Annotated in this window: 12 protein-coding genes; 8 read left to right on the forward strand and 4 right to left on the reverse strand. The window is 69.7% G+C overall.

The features are described 5' to 3' along the window. Positions 1 to 4: 4 nt before the first annotated feature. The 6 genes from FSZ13_RS00535 to FSZ13_RS00560 all read left to right on the forward strand — a co-directional run bounded on the left by FSZ13_RS00535 (position 5) and on the right by FSZ13_RS00560 (position 6,629). The gene (locus tag FSZ13_RS00535; RefSeq protein WP_083214152.1) at positions 5 to 169 is read left to right on the forward strand and encodes a DUF2934 domain-containing protein; all 165 of its coding nucleotides are present in this window, start codon (positions 5 to 7) and stop codon (positions 167 to 169) included. After that, the gene (gene glgX / locus FSZ13_RS00540) at positions 166 to 2,292 is read left to right on the forward strand and encodes a glycogen debranching protein GlgX (RefSeq protein ID WP_145477496.1); all 2,127 of its coding nucleotides are present in this window, start codon (positions 166 to 168) and stop codon (positions 2,290 to 2,292) included. The genes FSZ13_RS00535 and glgX overlap by 4 nt, the downstream gene beginning before the upstream one ends. Before the next feature lie 179 nt (positions 2,293 to 2,471). Next, positions 2,472 to 3,842, forward strand: a complete 1,371-nt coding sequence (locus FSZ13_RS00545; protein ID WP_222116580.1) for an efflux transporter outer membrane subunit — start codon at positions 2,472 to 2,474, stop codon at positions 3,840 to 3,842. 110 nt (positions 3,843 to 3,952) lie between these two features. Beyond that, a complete protein-coding gene (locus FSZ13_RS00550; protein WP_186308809.1) occupies positions 3,953 to 5,014 on the forward strand; it encodes an HlyD family secretion protein in 1,062 nt (353 codons plus the stop codon). Beyond that, on the forward strand, positions 5,011 to 6,063 hold the full coding sequence (locus FSZ13_RS00555) for a DUF2955 domain-containing protein (RefSeq protein WP_186308810.1): 1,053 nt from the start codon (positions 5,011 to 5,013) through the stop codon (positions 6,061 to 6,063). Before FSZ13_RS00550 ends, FSZ13_RS00555 begins: the two co-directional genes overlap by 4 nt. 17 nt (positions 6,064 to 6,080) lie before the next feature. Beyond that, the gene (locus FSZ13_RS00560; protein ID WP_145477500.1) at positions 6,081 to 6,629 is read left to right on the forward strand and encodes a hypothetical protein; all 549 of its coding nucleotides are present in this window, start codon (positions 6,081 to 6,083) and stop codon (positions 6,627 to 6,629) included. A 15-nt stretch (positions 6,630 to 6,644) separates the two neighbouring features. On the opposite strand, the gene FSZ13_RS00565 is transcribed toward FSZ13_RS00560, so the two are convergent. Further along, on the reverse strand, positions 6,645 to 7,868 hold the full coding sequence (locus tag FSZ13_RS00565) for a patatin-like phospholipase family protein (protein WP_145477501.1): 1,224 nt from the start codon (positions 7,866 to 7,868) through the stop codon (positions 6,645 to 6,647). A gap of 127 nt (positions 7,869 to 7,995) precedes the next feature. Next, on the reverse strand, positions 7,996 to 8,916 hold the full coding sequence (locus FSZ13_RS00570) for a LysR family transcriptional regulator (RefSeq protein WP_145477502.1): 921 nt from the start codon (positions 8,914 to 8,916) through the stop codon (positions 7,996 to 7,998). 126 nt (positions 8,917 to 9,042) lie between these two features. Between FSZ13_RS00570 and FSZ13_RS00575 the strand changes: the two genes are divergently transcribed. After that, positions 9,043 to 10,173 (forward strand): alkene reductase, encoded by a 1,131-nt coding sequence (locus tag FSZ13_RS00575; RefSeq protein WP_145477503.1) that lies wholly within the window; start codon positions 9,043 to 9,045, stop codon positions 10,171 to 10,173. Here the strand turns inward: FSZ13_RS00575 and pip are convergent. Further along, positions 10,158 to 11,111, reverse strand: coding sequence for a prolyl aminopeptidase (gene pip, locus FSZ13_RS00580; protein ID WP_145477504.1), 954 nt, complete (start codon positions 11,109 to 11,111; stop codon positions 10,158 to 10,160). The genes FSZ13_RS00575 and pip overlap by 16 nt on opposite strands. Before the next feature lie 84 nt (positions 11,112 to 11,195). Further along, positions 11,196 to 11,645, reverse strand: a complete 450-nt coding sequence (locus tag FSZ13_RS00585) for a hypothetical protein (RefSeq protein ID WP_145477505.1) — start codon at positions 11,643 to 11,645, stop codon at positions 11,196 to 11,198. Positions 11,646 to 11,715: 70 nt separating this feature from the next. Between FSZ13_RS00585 and FSZ13_RS00590 the strand changes: the two genes are divergently transcribed. Beyond that, positions 11,716 to 16,446 carry an ATP-dependent helicase gene (locus tag FSZ13_RS00590; protein WP_145477506.1) on the forward strand — a complete coding sequence of 1,577 codons (4,731 nt, stop codon included), beginning with the start codon at positions 11,716 to 11,718 and terminating at the stop codon, positions 16,444 to 16,446. Position 16,447 lies beyond the last annotated feature (1 nt).

Here is a 16,447-nt window from a genome sequence, read left to right on the forward strand (position 1 = left end):
GACGATGGACGAGCAACAGAAAGCCGAACGTACCCGGGAACTGGCCCGGCAGATCTGGGAGGCGGAAGGCCGCCCGGAAGGACAATCGGCACGTCATTGGCAGATGGCCGAGCGGCTGGTCGCCGCCGAGATCGAAGCGCTCCTGCACGACCAGGAGGTCCCGCGATGAGTACCGCCAACGGCGCAGGGCAGACGCGGGTCAGGGCAGGGCGACCGTACCCGCTGGGTGCCACCTGGGATGGGCTGGGCGTCAACTTCTCGCTGTACAGCCGGCACGCCACGCAGGTGGAGCTGTGCCTGTTCAACGAACGCGGGCGCGAGGTGGAGCGGATCCGCCTGCCCGAATACACCGATGAGATATGGCACGGTTACCTGCCGGACGCGCGGCCCGGCCAGCGCTATGGCTACCGCGTGCACGGACCGTACGCGCCGGAGGCCGGCCACCGCTTCAACCCCAACAAGCTGGTGATGGACCCCTATGCCAAGCAGCTGGTCGGCCAGATCAAATGGGCGCCGCACCTGTTCGGCTACACCCTGGGCCACAAGGACAAGGACCTGAGCTTCGACCGGCGCGACAGCGCGGCCTACGTGCCGCGCTGCGTGGTGGTCGACCCGGCGTTCACCTGGGGCGCCGACCGCAGCCCGGCCACGCCGTGGGACCGGACGGTCATCTACGAAGCGCACCTGCGCGGGTTGTCGATGCAGCACCCGGCCGTGCCCGAGGCCATGCGCGGCACGTTCTCGGCGCTGCGCTCCGACGCGCTGTCCGACCACCTGCGACAGCTGGGCGTGACCGCGCTGGAACTGCTGCCGGTGCATGCGCACGTGGACGACCAGTACCTGGTCGAGCGCGGGCTGAAGAACTACTGGGGCTACAACACCCTCGGCTTCTTCGCACCGGACCCGTCGTTCCTCTCCACCAGCACCATCGCCGAGTTCAAGCAGATGGTGGCCAGCCTGCACGACGCCGGACTGGAGCTGATCCTCGACGTGGTCTACAACCACACCGCCGAGGGCAACGAACTCGGTCCGACGCTGTCGTTCAAGGGCATCGACAACGCCAGCTATTACCGCCTGGCCGATGACCGTCGTTACTACATCAACGACACCGGGACCGGCAACACGTTCGATCTGACCAACGCCGGCGCACTGCGCATGGTGATGGACTCGCTGCGCTATTGGGTGCAGGACATGCACGTGGACGGCTTCCGCTTCGACCTGGCCACCATCCTCGGGCGCGAACGCGCCGGCTTCGATCCGTCCGGCAGCTTCCTCGATGCGGTGCGCCAGGACCCGGTGCTGAGCCAGGTCAAGCTGATCGCCGAACCCTGGGACATCGGGCCCGGCGGGTACCAGCTCGGCAACTTCGCGCCGGGTTGGGCCGAGTGGAACGACCGCTTCCGCGACAACCTGCGCGCGTTCTGGAAGGGCGACGAAGGGCAGCTCTCCGAGTTCGCCACGCGCCTGATGGGCTCGGCGGACCTGTTCGACCACAACGGGCGCCGGCCGTCGGCGTCGGTCAATTTCGTGACCGCGCACGATGGCTTCACCCTGCACGACCTGGTGAGCTACAACGACAAGCACAACCTGGACAATGGCGAGGAAGGCCGCGACGGCACCGACCACAATATTTCCTGGAACCATGGCGCGGAGGGGGCGACCGACGACCCCGGCATCCTGGCGCTGCGTCGCCGGCAGATGCGCAACCTGCTGGCCAGCCTGCTGCTCGCGCAGGGCACGCCGATGCTGCTGGCCGGGGACGAGTTCGGCCGCACCCAGAACGGCAACAACAACGCGTACTGCCAGGACAACCCGATCAACTGGATCGACTGGGAGCGCGCGGCGAGCGAAGAAGGCCAGCAGCAGTCGCTGTTCGTACGGCGGCTGCTGGCGCTGCGCCGACGCTACCCGCAGCTGCGTCGCAGCCGCTTCCTCGACGCCCGCGATGGACATGGCACCGACGCGGCGCACTGGATCCGCCCGGACGGCCAGCCGATGCAGGAAGGCGACTGGCACGCACCGCAGCAGCGGGCCTTGATGTTGCAGCTGCCGGCGATGCCTGCCGACGGCGACGGCAACGGCAACGGGGTGGAGGGCATCCAGCTGTTGCTGCTGGTCAATGCTGCGGCGGAGCCACAGGCCTTCGTGCCGCCGCCGCTGGACAACACGCCATGGCGGTTGTTGATCACCTCGGTCGACGACGCGCCGGTGCAGGCCGACGAGCACGGACACTGGCACCTGCCGGACCGCGCCATCGCGCTGTTGGCCAGCCGGGGCAGCAGCGCGCACTGACCGCGTTGCACCACCAGTAGAAGTACTGAGGCCCGCGCTGCGCCGCAGCGCGCATGATGGGAATGAACGGGGGCGGCCGCTTGGCGGTGCGCCCTGCGTTCAGACAACAGACTTCCCAACGCCAGGGTGGCGCCATGCAGTGCCTGCGGTGCGCGCGACGCTGTCTCCCGGCTGCAGGGGTGCTGCTGCCCGCCTTGTTGCTCGCCGGCTGCGTGCAGGGGCCGGCGTATGTACGACCCACGGTGCAGGTACCGTCGCACTATCGTTTTGCTTCCACGCCGCTTCCACCGGCGCCGGCACCCACCTTGGCCGAGGTGCCGCGCTGGTGGCGCCACTTTGGTGATGCGCAGCTCGACGCGCTGGTCGACGAGGCATTGCGCGCCAACCATGATCTCGGCATCGCCACGGCGCGGGTTGACGAGTTCGCCGCGCGGGCGGCAGCCTTCCGCGCCGAAGCGCTGCCGGTGCTCGGCTATGGCGTGGCTGCCGGGCGCCAGCGCACCCCGGGTGTCGGCACCGGTGGCAATTACGCAGGCCTGCTGTCGGCCAGCTGGGAGCTCGATCTCTGGGGGCGCCTGCGACGCGAGCGCGAGGCCGCGCGTGCCGAGCTGATGGCCACCGAGGAGGCGCGACGTGGCGTCGCGTTGACCCTGGTGGCGGCGGTGGTGACTGGCTACATCACGCTGCTGGACCTCGACCGCCAGTTGGAGATCGCACGCGCAACGCTGGCAGGGCGAGGCCAGAATGTAGTGGTGTTCCAGCAGCGCCTGGACGGAGGGGCGTTGTCGGAACTGGAAATGCTGCAGGTGACCGCCGAATACGAAAGCGCGGCGGCGGCCATTCCAGAGCTGGAGCAGGCACTGGCGATGCAGGAGCACGCGCTGTCGGTGCTGGTTGGCCGCAACCCCGGCGCCATCGCGCGTGCGGGCACGCTGCAGGCCCTGCATGCGCCGTCCGTTCCGCCCGGGCTTCCCTCCGATCTGCTGGCGCGGCGTCCGGACATCCTGCAGTCCGAACAGGCGCTTGTGGCGGCCAATGCGCGCATCGGTGTAGCCCGCACGCTCTACTTTCCGCGCCTGTCGTTGAGCGGGGACGCCGGCTCGGCCAGCACCGAGCTGGACCGGCTGTTTACCGGGCCAGCGCGGACGTGGTCGTTTGCCGGGCAGCTGTTGGGGCCTATATTCGCCGGTGGCAGCATCGCCGCCGCCAACCAGCAGGCCGAGGCACGCAACCAGCAGGCCTTGCTGGCCTACCAGGGCGCGATCCAGGATGCGTTCCGTGACGTGGATGATGCCCTGGTGGCCATCCAGTCGAACACTACGCTGGTGGCGTCGCTGGAGCGGCGCGTGACAGCGCTGCGGCGTGCGGTCGGCCTGGCGGTGGAACGCTACGACAACGGTTACTCGGACCACCTGGAAGTGCTGGATACCGAACGTGGCCTGTTCTCGGCCGAACTGGCGTTGAGCAGCGCACGGGGCAACCGCTATCGGGCACTGGTCGCGCTGTACCAGGCGCTCGGTGGCGACTGGGCCACGGAGGCCGCGCAATGACCCCGCCTCCCACCCAGGAACCCTCGATGCAGACCGCAGCAGCCCCGCCAGCCGAGGCGACGGGCCCCGCAGCCGCAGCGCCTGCGGCACCGCCCGCAGGACCGGCACCCGTGCGCCGGATCGTTCGCCTCACGCTGGCGGCGCTGTTGCTGGTGTTCGTGTACCACCTCATCGCCGACCGCTTCACCCCGTACACGTCGCAGGCGACAGTGCAGACCTTCCTTGTCCAGATCGCGCCGGAAGTAAGCGGCCCGGTGGTCGCCGTGGACGTACGTGACAACCAGCCGGTGAAGGCCGGGCAGCCGCTGTTCCGGATCGACCCACGGCCCTTCGACATCGCGCTGCGCGCGGCGCAGGCCAGCCTGGCAGTGGCGCAGCAGGGCGTGGATTCGAGCGCGGCCGACGTGCGGGTGGCTGCCGCGCAGCTGCAGCGGCAGCAGGTGGAGCTTGCCACCAGCCAGCAGTTGGGAAAGATCGTGCTGGACCTGTCGGCAAAACGCGCCTTGTCGGAGACCTCGGCGATTCGTGCGCGCAGCGACATCGCCCGGACCCGTGCCGAGATCGAGCGCGCCCGGGCCGAGTCCGAGCGTGCGCGGATCCGGCTGGGCGATGGCGCGGCCGGGCATCCGCAGGTGCTGCAGGCGCTGACGGCGGTGGAGCAGGCCACCCTGGAACTCCGCCACACCACCGTGCTGGCCCCCGGTGCCGGCGCGATCACCAACCTGCGGCTGGCCCCGGGGCAATTCGTCAGCCGCGGCCAGCCGGTACTCGGTTTCATGGCCGACGGTCCACGCTGGGTGACCGCTGCGATGCGCGAGAACCAGCTGGGTCGGATCCGTCCCGGTGCCCGCGCGTACGTGACCTTTGACGACCAGCCGGGCGACGTGTTCCCCGCGCGCGTGGACAGCGTCGGCTGGGGCATTGCCAACGGCGGCGAATCACCCACCGGGCAGCTGCCGACGGTCGACGCGCCGACCGGCTGGCTGCGCGAACCGCAGCGCTTTCCGGTGCGCATCGCGCTGGACGGTGCGTCCGGCAATGCAGCCGCGTTGTCGCCGGGGCGCAGTGGCGCGCAGGCCAGCGTGGTGGTGCTGACCGCGGACGGCTCGCTGCTCAATCCGTTGGCCCGGGCATGGATCTGGGTCGTCGCGCAGCTGAGCTACCTGCAATGAACGCGCCGGTCCCGGGCGTGCAGCGCGCAGCCACCCATGCGGTGCTGCGCTTCGCGGTCGCCGTGACGGCGGCATTCGTGATCGGCGAGGTGCTGGGCTGGTGGCCCAGCTTCCTCGCCGCCGTGCTGGCAGCGGTACTGCTGGCGAGCCTGCCGGTACGCCCGACGCTGCGCATGGCCGTTGGGCTGGTAGCGGTGATGGCGGTCGTCGCATGGCTGCCGTACCTGCTGGCGTCGTTGCTGCGCGGCGTGCCGGTGGTGCTGTTCGGGCTCGCCGCGCTGGGCATGTTGCTGGGGTTCCATGCACTGCTGCAAGGGCGTCCCAAGCTGCCGGCAATGCTGCTGCTGATCTGCCTGGCGGTGATACCGGTGGTGGTGCTTACCGCACCGGCGCAGGCGGCTGCGTTGCCGTGGGCCCTGGTCCGCGGCATGGCACTGGCGCTGGCGCTGATCCTGGTGACCTTCGCGGCATGGCCTGCGATGCCACCACCGCGCGCCACGCCTGCATACGCGCCGCTGGGCGCGACCCCCTGGCGCCTCGCGCTGCTGGCCACGGGGGTGATGCTGCCGATCCTGCTGGTGTACCTGCTGTTCGGTCTGGTGGATGCGTTGCCGGTGATCGTCACCACGGTGATGCTGGTGATCCATTTCGACCCAGGGCAGAGCGCGCGTCACGCGCTCGCCCTGATCCTGGGAAATCTTGCCGGTGGCCTGCTCGGCTGGTGCATGCACTTGGCGTTGCTGACCACACCGACCCTGCCGTTCCTGGCGCTGCTGCTGTTCCTGGTCTCGATCGGATTCGCCCAGCGCATCGCGGTCGGCGGCGCGGTCGGTGCGGTGGCGCTGGTCGCCTGCAACGCGGCGTTGATCATCTTCGGCACCGCGCTCGCCACCGGCCCTGCGTCGGTGATGGTGTGGCTGACCCGGCTGGCCCAGTTCGCGCTGGCCGGCGCATTCGCGCTCGGCATGATGCACCTGCTCTGGCAGCGCTTTGCCACCGTCGCCGCACGCCCGGCGGCGTTACCTTCGCCTTCAACCCACGCGCCCTGAGCGCCAGGAGACCTTCCATGACCACGCTTCGTTCCGCAGACGCACCCGAATTGAATCCGGCGGCCAACGATCCGCGACAGAAGAAGCGACTGGTGCTGGGCGTCGCGGTCTGGGTCGTCGGCTGGATCCTCGGGCTTGGCCTGATGCCGGTGGTGGAAGCCTCGTCGCTGTCCGAAGGCCTGAAGACCACGCTCAACGGCGTGCTGCTGCTCGGCTTCCCCAAGCTGTTCCTGGTGCTCGCGGTGGCGATCATGGGCAAGCCGGGCTTCGCCTATCTGAAGTCGCTGATCGGTGCGCGTCTGCGTCGGTTCGCGCCGCCGGCCTCGGTCAGTCCGCTGCGTTACCGGATCGGACTGATCCTGTTCATCGCGGTCATCGTGCTCAGCTCGATAGGCCCGTACGTCGTGCCGGAATCGGGATCGCTGCGCATGCAGCACCCGCACCTGATGGCAATGAGCGGCGACCTGCTGCTGATCGTCAGTCTGTTCATCCTGGGCGGCGACTTCTGGGACAAGCTGCGCGCCCTGTTCGTGCGCGACGCCAAGGCGGTGTTCCCGCCGGCGTGATCTGCACGGAAAAGTTCAGGGCTCGTCGGCGGGCGACATTCCGGGCGGGCGCGACAGCCACACCGGGCCTTCGCGGGCCCGGTCGTAGCCGACCTGGTAGAGCACGGTCATGCGCGCCGGATCAAAGCTGGCGGCGTCGGCCAGCGCAAGCCGCGAATCGATGGTGACCCAGGCAAAGCGCGCACCGTCGCGCCGGGCGTAGGCGTACTCGCGGAACAGGTCGCCGATCATCCCGGCGCGGCCGGCGACGTCGATGGAACGGAAGGCAATGCCGCGCAGCGAACGCTCGGCCGGGTCCGAAGCCGCAGCCAGCTGGCCGTTGTGGATCATGAAAGCGTCGTAGGTGGCGGGCGCGCGCGACAGCCGGTTGTAGAGGCGCTGCGGATCGATGATGCCGGCGTGCAGGAAAATGTTGGCGGCAACGAAGCCGTCCACGTGCATTTCGTCGTAGCGCTTGCCCAGCACGTCCACCTCGATCAGTACCGGCGGGAAGGCGATCGGGATCGAGGCCGATGCCAGCATCACCCGTCGAAACAGCGCCAGCGCCTCCGGCGATCCGCGCGTGGCGATCAGCCCCATGTTCCAGACCACGAACTGGCGCGAATCCAGGTCCGCCGTGCCCATGTACAGACGACGCCCGGCGCGGTGTTCAGCGGCGATCCTGGCCAGCAACGGTGCGTCGATGGCGCGTGCGATCAGTGCCTCCAGCGGCGCGGTGTTCGCCAGTGCATCGCGGCGCAGCAGTGCCATCAGCGGATTTCCGGCCGCGAACACGTCGGCGTCAGAGGTGGTGGTGTAGAAGCGCCGCAACGCGTCGTCATGGTCCGGTCCAAGGAACGCGTAGGGCGCCATCAGGGCGCCGGTCGAGACCCCGGTGACGATCTTGAAGGTGGGGCGGCTGCCGGTGGCGGTCCACCCGTTGAGGAAGCCCGCGCCGAAGGCACCGTTGGCGCCGCCGCCGGACAATGCCAGGTGCGGGTAATGGATGCGGCCGTCGGCCGCGACAGGGAACTGCTCGGGGTGCTCGTCGCGGATGGACTGCTCGAAATCCTCCTCCATGTCGCGATTCGGGCGGCCGGCCCAGGCGCGTACATCCGGCATGCCGGGCACCACGGCCCAGGCGATCTGGTCGGCGGGCACCGGGGTGCGGGGCAGGGTGGCGCAGCCGCCCAGCAGCAGGCACACCACCAGGACAGCGGCCAGAAGCGGAAGGCGGCGGAAGGCATGGATCGCATCCATGCGCGCAGCGTGGCATCGACCCGGACCCGGTTCCACAGTAATTCCCGCAGCGTAGGGACACGCCACGCGTGTCAGCGTGGACCTGCACCGAGCGGTGCGGCACCCCGTGGACACGCATGGCGCGTCCCTACATATCCCAGGTAGGTGGGGTGCCGAATCTCTCCAGCAGGAACGCCGTCACCTCGCGCACCTTGCGCGACCGCAGCTTGTTCTCAGGCGACAGCAGCTGGATGTAGGAGGTTTCGGTCGCGACCGAGCCTTCCCACGCACCGAGCAGCGGCACCAGTTGCTGCTTCGCGAAGCTTTCGCGGTGGTACAGCCAGCTGGGAAACAGCACCACGCCGTGCCCCTCGAGCGCGGCGGCGAGCAATACTTCGGCGTTGTTGCTGCACAGCGGGCCGCTCACGTTGATGCCTTCGAACGGTTGCGCAGCTGCCTCGCGGAAATACCAGCGCTGCCGGCCGAACTGTCCCTTGTAGAGCAGGCAGCGGTGGTCGAGCAGGTCCGTCGGTGTGTCGGGCGTGCCGTGCTCGGCCAGGTAGGCCGGGCTGGCTGCGACGATCTGCTGCTGCGCGGCGAGGGTCCTGCCGATCAGGCCGGAATCGACCCGCGGCCCTATCCGGACCGTGATATCCACGCCTTCCTGCACCGGGTCGATGTAGGCATCGGTGAGCTGCAGCTCCACCTCCAGCGCCGGATGCGCCGCCTGCAGCTGGTTGACCAGTGGGGCGACGTGAAGCCGACCAAAGGCCTCCGGGGCATTGATCCGCAGTCGACCACTCAACGCGCCGTCGTCTCGGCCGAGGTCGTCCACTGCCGCATCCAGCAGTTCGATCGCTTCGCGGGCCTGCTGGTAAAAGCGTTCGCCTTCCTCGGTCAGCCGCACCGCACGGGTGCTGCGGTAGAACAGCTGGCGGCCCAGGTCCTTCTCCAGCGTGGCGATGAAACGGGACACCGACGAGGCCGGCACCTGGAAATGCCGCGCGGTCGCGAGAAAGCTGCGCGTGTTGGCCACCATCAGGAAATAGCGCAGGGCCTTGAGCTGCATGGGAATGCTCCGGTAATGCTGTTTCAGCAATTGTGATTTGCCGTGTGGCGGGATTGTAGCTGTATCGGCATCTACCTACGATGGCCGCCTGCCCGCACTGGCGGGCCCCTCCCCAGGACTACCGCAATGACTTCCCTGTTCACCCCGTTTGACCTGGCCGGCACGCCCCTGCGCAACCGCGTGGTGATGGCGCCGCTGACCCGCGCCCGCGCGCCCAACGACATTGCCGACGAGCGCATCGCGCTGTATTACGCCCAGCGCGCCACCGCCGGGCTGATCGTCAGCGAGGGCACGCCGATCTCGCAGGAAGGGCAGGGCTACCTGTTCAACCCCGGCATCTTCCGCCCCGAACAGATCGAGGGCTGGCGGCTGGTGACCAATTCCGTGCATGCGGTGGGTGGCCGCATCGTCGCGCAGTTGTGGCACGTGGGACGGGTGTCGCACCCGAGCATCCAGGCCGACGGCAGGCTGCCGGTCAGCGCCAGCTCGAAGCAGGCGGTGGGTGCGCAGGCGTTCGGCCTTGACGAGGCCGGCAACCCCGCCCTGGTCGCGCCGCCGGCACCGCGTCAGCTGGCCACCGATGAAATCGCCCGCATCGTCGGCGAGTTCGCCCAGGCGGCCGCCAATGCCATTGACGCCGGCTTCGATGGCGTGGAGATCCACGGCGCGAACGGCTACCTGCACGAGCAGTTCCTCAATCCGCTGGTGAATGACCGTACCGACGAATACTCGGCCGACAGCATGGACAACCGCCTGCGCTTCACCCTGGAGGTGATCGACGCGGTGGTGGCCCGGATCGGTGCCGCACGCACCGGTATCCGGCTGTCGCAGTACGGGCAGCTGTTCGACATGCCGCTGCACGACGAGATCGACAGCACCTACGCGGCGCTGAGCAGCGAGATCGGCAAGCGCGGCCTGGCGTTCGTGCACCTGATGGACCAGTCCGGCTTCAAGGTCGGCGAGGTGGTCGTCGAGGGTGGCGCCGAGAGCGGGTTCCAGGGGCTGCTGCGCACCATGCGCGGCAACCTGCCGAACACGGCACTGATCCTGGCCGGCGGCCTGGACCGTGCACGCGCAGAGCAGCTGGTCGACGCCGGCCTGATCGATCTGGCGGCCTTCGGCACGCCGTTCATCGCCAATCCGGACCTGGTGGCCCGCCTGCAGAACGGCTGGCCGTTGAACACCCCGGACCGCGCCACGTTCTACGGCGGCGGCGCGCAGGGTTACATCGATTATCCGAGCTACCAGGCCGCCTGATCGGCAAACGCATCGGTGGCGCGCACCAGCGCGTCCACCGTGGCCGGTTCGGTCGCGCTGTGGCCGGACAGCACCATTTCCAGCCGGGCCTCCGGCCAGGCCTGGGCCAGGTCCCACGCACTGCGGGGCGGGCAGATGATGTCGTACCGCCCCTGCACGATCACCCCGGGCAGGTGGCGGATGCGGTGCACGTCGTGCAGCAGCTGGCCGTGTTCCAGGAAAGCGTGGTGGCGGAAGTAGTGCGCTTCGATCCGCGCCTTGGCCAGCGTATCCAGCGGGTCGGCGTGGGACACCGCATCGACCTCGTGCACCAGCGTGGCGGCAAAATCCTCCCACCCCAGCCACGCCTGCGCGGCGGCAATGCGGGTGGCGCTGTCGCCGCTGTCCAGCCGCTGCCAGTAGGCCTCGATCATGTTGCCGTGTTCCGCCGTCGGCAGATGCGCGGCGTAGCGCGCCCAGCGTTCGGGGAACAGCCAGCGTGCACCGCCGTCGGCCTCGTTGAACCAGCGGTTTTCTTCGGCACGGCCCAGGTAGACGCCGCGCAGGATCAGGCCCGCGGCATGGTCCGGGTGCGCCTGCGCGTATGCCAACGCCAGCGTGGAGCCCCACGAGCCGCCGAATACCAGCCAGCGTTCGATGCCGAGGCGCACGCGCACGGCTTCGATATCCGCCACCAGGTGCGGCGTGGTGTTGGCGCGCAGCTCACCGAACGGCGTGGAACGACCGCTGCCGCGCTGGTCGATCAACACGATCCGGTAGCGGGCAGGATCGAAGAAGCGTCGATGGGTGGGGGACACGCCCGCACCGGGTCCACCGTGCAGGAAAACCACGGGCAGGCCGTCCGGCGTACCGCATTCTTCCACGTGCAGGGTATGCAGGTCATCGACGGCGATCGCGTGCTCGCGATAGGGAGCCAGCGGCGGGTAAAGCGTGCGCATGCGGAAGCCTTGGACGGGAACGGGCACAGGTTAACCCACGGCTTTCGTGGAGTTGCGTGGTTCGTCCGTCAGCAGGTTGGCGCGTTATTCCTGGGCTACCGCGATCTCCACGTCACGGGCGGTGTCGCGCAGTAGTTCTACCGTGAAATCCGGGGAGCCGCGCTGCGCCTCGATCACCACGGCATCGCCGTCTTCGACGGCCACCCGATAGCGGTCGCCCAGACGCTCACCGATGGCGCTGCGGGCCGCATTGGCAATCGATACTTCAGAGTCGCCTTTGCTGACCGGAACGTCCACGTGCATCGGCGATTCTTCCTGCAGCCAGATGCGGAAGCTGATGACGCCGTTCGACTCGGCCGCGTCATGGATGGCCAAGCGCCAGCTGTTGGCCGGCTTTGGAAGCTCGCTGTCGGTGGCCCGCGGGCTGAACATCGGCGCGAACTGTGCCATGGCGGTTTGAGTGCCCGCGAACAGCAGGCACGCGGTGAGGGCGAAAGAGGCCTTGAGCAGGGCGGGGCGGGAAGGGCGGTTCATGTGGATGGCCAGGCAATAACGTTGGATTCGTAGCGCTGTTTCTACGCCCCTGCGGGTAATCTGGACGTCAATGAGCCCGTCGCCTCTCCATCACGCCCTTGTTCCGTTTGAACCCGCCACCCGCGCCTGGTTCGCCTCCGCGTTCCCTGCACCGACGCCGGTCCAGGCGGCGGCGTGGGCCGCCATCGGCCAACGCCAGCACACGCTGGTGATCGCGCCCACCGGTTCGGGCAAGACCCTGGCGGCGTTCCTGCACGCCATCGACCAGCTGTTCCGGCAACGCCTGCACGACACGTCGCCACGCCGCACACGCGTCCTTTACATCTCCCCGATCAAGGCATTGGGCGCCGACGTGCAACGCAACCTGCAGCTGCCGCTGCAGGGCGTGAATGCGGAGCGCGAGCGGCGCGGCGATCCCCCGGTAACGCTGGGCGTGGCAGTGCGCACCGGCGACACGCCGACCGCCGAGCGCGCACGCATGGTCCGGCGCCCGCCCGACATCCTGATCACCACGCCGGAATCGCTGTTCCTGATGCTGACCTCGAAGGCGCGCGACACGCTGCGCGAGGTCGACACCGTGATCGTGGATGAGATCCACGCGGTGGCGGGCAGCAAGCGCGGCACGCACCTTGCGCTCAGCCTGGAACGGCTGGACGCGCTGCTGCAGGTACCGGCGCAGCGCATTGGCCTGTCCGCCACGGTGCGCCCGGTGGAGCGGGTGGCGGCGTTCCTGGGCGGCGACCGGCCGGTGACCGTGGTCGACCCGGACAGTCCGCGCCAGCTGGAGGTGCGTATCGTGGTGCCGGTGGAGGACATGGCCGACCTGCCGGCGCAGGCGGGGCCAGCGGGTGCGCGCGAGATGGGCGGGCAGGCCGGTTCGATCTGGCCGCATGTGGAAGCCAGCATCCTCGACCAGGTCCTGCAGCGCCGTTCCACCATTGTGTTCGCCAACTCGCGCGGGGTCGCCGAAAAACTCACCGCGCGGCTCAACGAGCTGTACGCCGAACGCACGGCTCGCGAGGCCGGGCAGGCGCTGCCCACACCGGTACCGGAACACTACGGATCGTTCACCGGCAGCACCGTATCGCGCGTGCTGGACAGTCCGGCGCTGATCGCACGCTCGCACCATGGATCGGTGTCCAAGGAACAACGCCGCGATATCGAGCAGTCGCTCAAGGACGGCAGCCTGCGCTGCGTGGTGGCCACCTCCAGCCTCGAGCTGGGCATCGACATGGGGCTGGTGGACCTGGTGATCCAGGTCGCCGCGCCGCCGTCAGTGGCCAGCGCGCTGCAGCGCATCGGACGCGCCAGCCACCAGGTCGGCGGCACGTCGACCGGGCTGGTGTATCCCCGCACCCGGCGCGACCTCATCGACGCCACCGTGGCCATCCAGCGCATGCTGGCGGGGCAGATCGAGGCGGTCGATCCGCCGCGCAACCCGCTGGACGTGCTGGCCCAGCAGACCGTGGCCGCGGCCTCGATGGAGACGCTGCAGGTTGAGCAGTGGTACGCCACGGTGCGCCGCGCCGCGCCGTACGCAACTCTGCCACGCAGCGCCTTCGATGCGACCCTGGACATGCTGGCCGGGCGCTACCCGTCCGACGACTTCGCCGGCTTCCGGCCCCGCCTGGTCTGGAACCGCGAGCGCGGCGAACTGAGCGCGCGCCCCGGGGCAAAACAGTTGGCCGTGACCAGCGCCGGCACCATTCCCGACCGCGGCATGTACAGCGTGATGCTGCCGGAAGGCGAGGAACGGGCGGGCTCGCGCCGGGTCGGCGAACTCGACGAGGAAATGGTGCACGAATCGCGGGTCAATGACGTGATCACGCTGGGTGCCACCTCCTGGCGCATCGAGCAGATCACCCACGACCAGGTGGTGGTGACGCCGGCGCCGGGACGTTCGGCGCGGCTGCCGTTCTGGCGCGGCGAAGGCGTGGGCCGCCCGGCGGAGCTGGGGCAGGCGGTGGGCGCTTTCCTGGCGGCGATGGATGCCGATGCGGCCAGCGGCGCGATCGCGCCCGCGCATCTGCAGGACCTGCAACGCTGCGGCCTGCAACCCAATGCCATCGCCAACATCGTAGGCCTGCTCGACGAGCAGCGCCAGGCGACCGGCGTGCTGCCCACCGACCGCCGGCTGGTGGTGGAGCGCTGCCGCGACGAGTCCGGCGACTGGCGGGTGATGCTGCATTCGCCGTACGGACGACGCGTGCATGATCCGTGGGCGCTCGCCCTGGCCGCGCGCATCCAGGACCGCTGGGGCGTGGATCCGGCCGTAGTGGCCAGCGACGACGGCATCATCCTGCGGCTGCCCGATTCGACCGGACGGCTGCCCGGCGCGGAGCTGTTCCTGTTCGATCCGGAGCGGCTGCGCCGCGAGGTGAACCAGTCGGTGGGCGGCTCGGCGCTGTTCGCAGCGCGCTTCCGCGAATGCGCCGCGCGTGCGTTGCTGCTGCCACGGCGCAGCCCGGGACGGCGTTCGCCACTGTGGCAGCAGCGGTTGCGCTCGGCCGAGCTGCTGGCCATCGCGCAGCGCTATCCCGAGTTCCCGATCCTGATCGAGACCGCGCGCGAATGCCTGCAGGATGTCTACGACCTGGACGCACTGGACGCGCTGATGCGGCGCCTGGCCGAGGGCAGCATCGAGATCGCCGAAGTCACCACCGAGGTGCCGTCGCCGTTCGCCGCCAACCTGTTGTTCGGCTATGTGGCCGAGTTCATGTATGGCACCGACGTGCCGCTGGCCGAGCGCCGTGCGTCGGTGCTGTCGCTGGACACCGGCCTGCTCGGCGAGCTGCTCGGCCAGGTGGATTTGGGCGAACTGCTGGACGCGGCCGTGGTGGAACAGGTCGAGAGTGAGCTGCAGCGACTGGCACCGGATCGGCAGGCGAGCGGCAAGGAAGGGTTGGCCGACCTGCTGCGCGAGCTGGGTCCGTTGAGCGAAGTGGACGCCGCACTGCGACTGACCGATGCCCCGCACGCAGCGACGCACCTGGCCGCACTGCAACGCGAACAACGCGCGTTCCCGCTGCTGCTAGCCGGCCGCCCTTGCTGGGCGGCGGTGGAAGACGCCGCGCGGCTGCGCGATGCGCTGGGCGTGGTGCTGCCGGACGGGCTTCCCGCCATCTTCCTGCAGCCGGGCGCCGATCCGCTGGGGGAACTGCTGGGGCGCTACGCACGCACCCATGCACCGTTCACCACCGCAGAGGTCGCGCAGCACTGGGGCCTGGGCGTGGCGGTGGCCGATGCGGGACTGGAGGCGTTGTCGGCGCAGGGCAAGGTGCTCGGCGGCCACTTCGGCGTTGCGCAGCGTGATGCGCCGGATGCCGGTGCGACCGGGCCGGTGCCGCTGGCGCGGCGCGAATGGGTGGGCGAAGGCGTGCTGCAGCGCTTGCGGGTGCGCTCGCTGCAGGCGGCGCGTGAAGCGACCCGCCCGGCACCGCGCGATGCCTATGTCGGCCTGCTGATGCAGCGCCAGGAGCTGCTGGCCGACGCCGCGGTCGCCAATCGCACTGCGGCCGTGCCTGTACGCGGACCGCTGCAGGGCGCCGATGGCGTGCTGCGCGTGGTGGAACTGCTGGCAGGGGTTCCGTTACCGGCGTCGGCATGGGAGAACCAGATCCTGCCCGCGCGCGTGGCCGACTACACGCCCGCGTTGCTGGACGGCCTGCTCGCGACCGGCAGCGTGGTGTGGGCGGGACACGGCAAGCTGGGCGACGACGACGGCATGGTGTCGCTGCACCTGCAGGCGCTGGCGGCTGAATCCCTGCCGCCGCCGCCGGCGTTCGAGCCGTCGTCGTTGCAGGCGGCGATCCTGCAGGTGCTGGCCGACGGCGGCGCGTACTTCGCGCGCCAGCTGTGGGCAGCGGTGCTGGCGCGCACGGAGGGCGCCGACATCGACAGGCCGGATCCGGAGGCGCTGCACGATGCGCTGTGGGAGCTGGCCTGGGCCGGATGGGTCAGCACCGATCTGTGGACGCCGCTGCGGCATCTGTCCGGCGCGCGTCCATCGCGTCCGCGCGTGGTCAGCCCTGCGCGGCAGGGCCGGTACGCGCGGGGCAGGGCGATGATGCACCCGCCCGGGCTCGACGACAGCCACGCGCTGCAGCGTGACGCGACCTCCACGTCCTCGCTTGCGGGTCGCTGGTCGCTGCTGCAGCGCCCGGCCAGCAGCGACACCGTGCGCGCGGTGGCGCTCGCCGAAGGGCTGCTGGACCGCTACGGCATCGTCACCCGCGGTGCCGCCGTTGCCGAAGGCATCGCCGGCGGATTCCCCGCGCTGGTGCAGGTGTACCGCGGCATGGAAGATGCCGGCCGCGTGCTGCGTGGGCGTTTCGTGGAGGGCATGGGCGGTGCGCAGTTCGCCGAGCGTGGCCTGGTCGATGCGCTGCGCGAGGTGGCAGACGCACAGCCGCAGGGCAGCGTCGGTGCCACCCTCGGGCTGTCGGCGGTGGACCCTGCCAATCCGTTCGGCCCGGTACTGCCCTGGCCGGCGCACCGTGCGGTGCTGCGGCCGGTACGTCGGCCGGGGGCGCTGGTGGTGATCGGTGGCGGCCACCTCAGGATGTACCTGGCCCAGGGCGGGCGCCAGTTGCTCACCTGGTTCGACGGCGACGGCGCCGGAACAGATGCGGCGCTGGCGGCTGCCGCGCAGGCGTTGGCGATCGCGCTGCGCCGTGGGCGGCGGCTGTCGTTCACGCTGGAACTGATCGATGACCAGCCGGTGCGGCGCGATGCGGTGAGCGAAGCGCTGCGGGCGGTGGGATTCACCCGTGCGCCGAAGGGGTTGGCGTGGGAAGGGTGAG

The sequence above is a fragment of the Stenotrophomonas rhizophila genome (genome assembly GCF_007667275.1).
GTDB lineage: Bacteria > Pseudomonadota > Gammaproteobacteria > Xanthomonadales > Xanthomonadaceae > Stenotrophomonas > Stenotrophomonas maltophilia_AE.

Bases quoted from the DNA above. Each gene is read 5' to 3' on its own strand.
- pip (WP_145477504.1), bottom strand. From the start codon at position 11,111: ATGCGCACGCTTTACCCGCCGCTGGCTCCCTATCGCGAGCACGCGATC.
- FSZ13_RS00555 (WP_186308810.1), top strand. From the start codon at position 5,011: ATGAACGCGCCGGTCCCGGGCGTGCAGCGCGCAGCCACCCATGCGGTG.
- FSZ13_RS00560 (WP_145477500.1), top strand. From the start codon at position 6,081: ATGACCACGCTTCGTTCCGCAGACGCACCCGAATTGAATCCGGCGGCC.
- FSZ13_RS00535 (WP_083214152.1), top strand. From the start codon at position 5: ATGGACGAGCAACAGAAAGCCGAACGTACCCGGGAACTGGCCCGGCAG.
- glgX (WP_145477496.1), top strand. From the start codon at position 166: ATGAGTACCGCCAACGGCGCAGGGCAGACGCGGGTCAGGGCAGGGCGA.
- FSZ13_RS00590 (WP_145477506.1), top strand. From the start codon at position 11,716: ATGAGCCCGTCGCCTCTCCATCACGCCCTTGTTCCGTTTGAACCCGCC.
- FSZ13_RS00570 (WP_145477502.1), bottom strand. From the start codon at position 8,916: ATGCAGCTCAAGGCCCTGCGCTATTTCCTGATGGTGGCCAACACGCGC.
- FSZ13_RS00575 (WP_145477503.1), top strand. From the start codon at position 9,043: ATGACTTCCCTGTTCACCCCGTTTGACCTGGCCGGCACGCCCCTGCGC.
- FSZ13_RS00565 (WP_145477501.1), bottom strand. From the start codon at position 7,868: ATGGATGCGATCCATGCCTTCCGCCGCCTTCCGCTTCTGGCCGCTGTC.
- FSZ13_RS00585 (WP_145477505.1), bottom strand. From the start codon at position 11,645: ATGAACCGCCCTTCCCGCCCCGCCCTGCTCAAGGCCTCTTTCGCCCTC.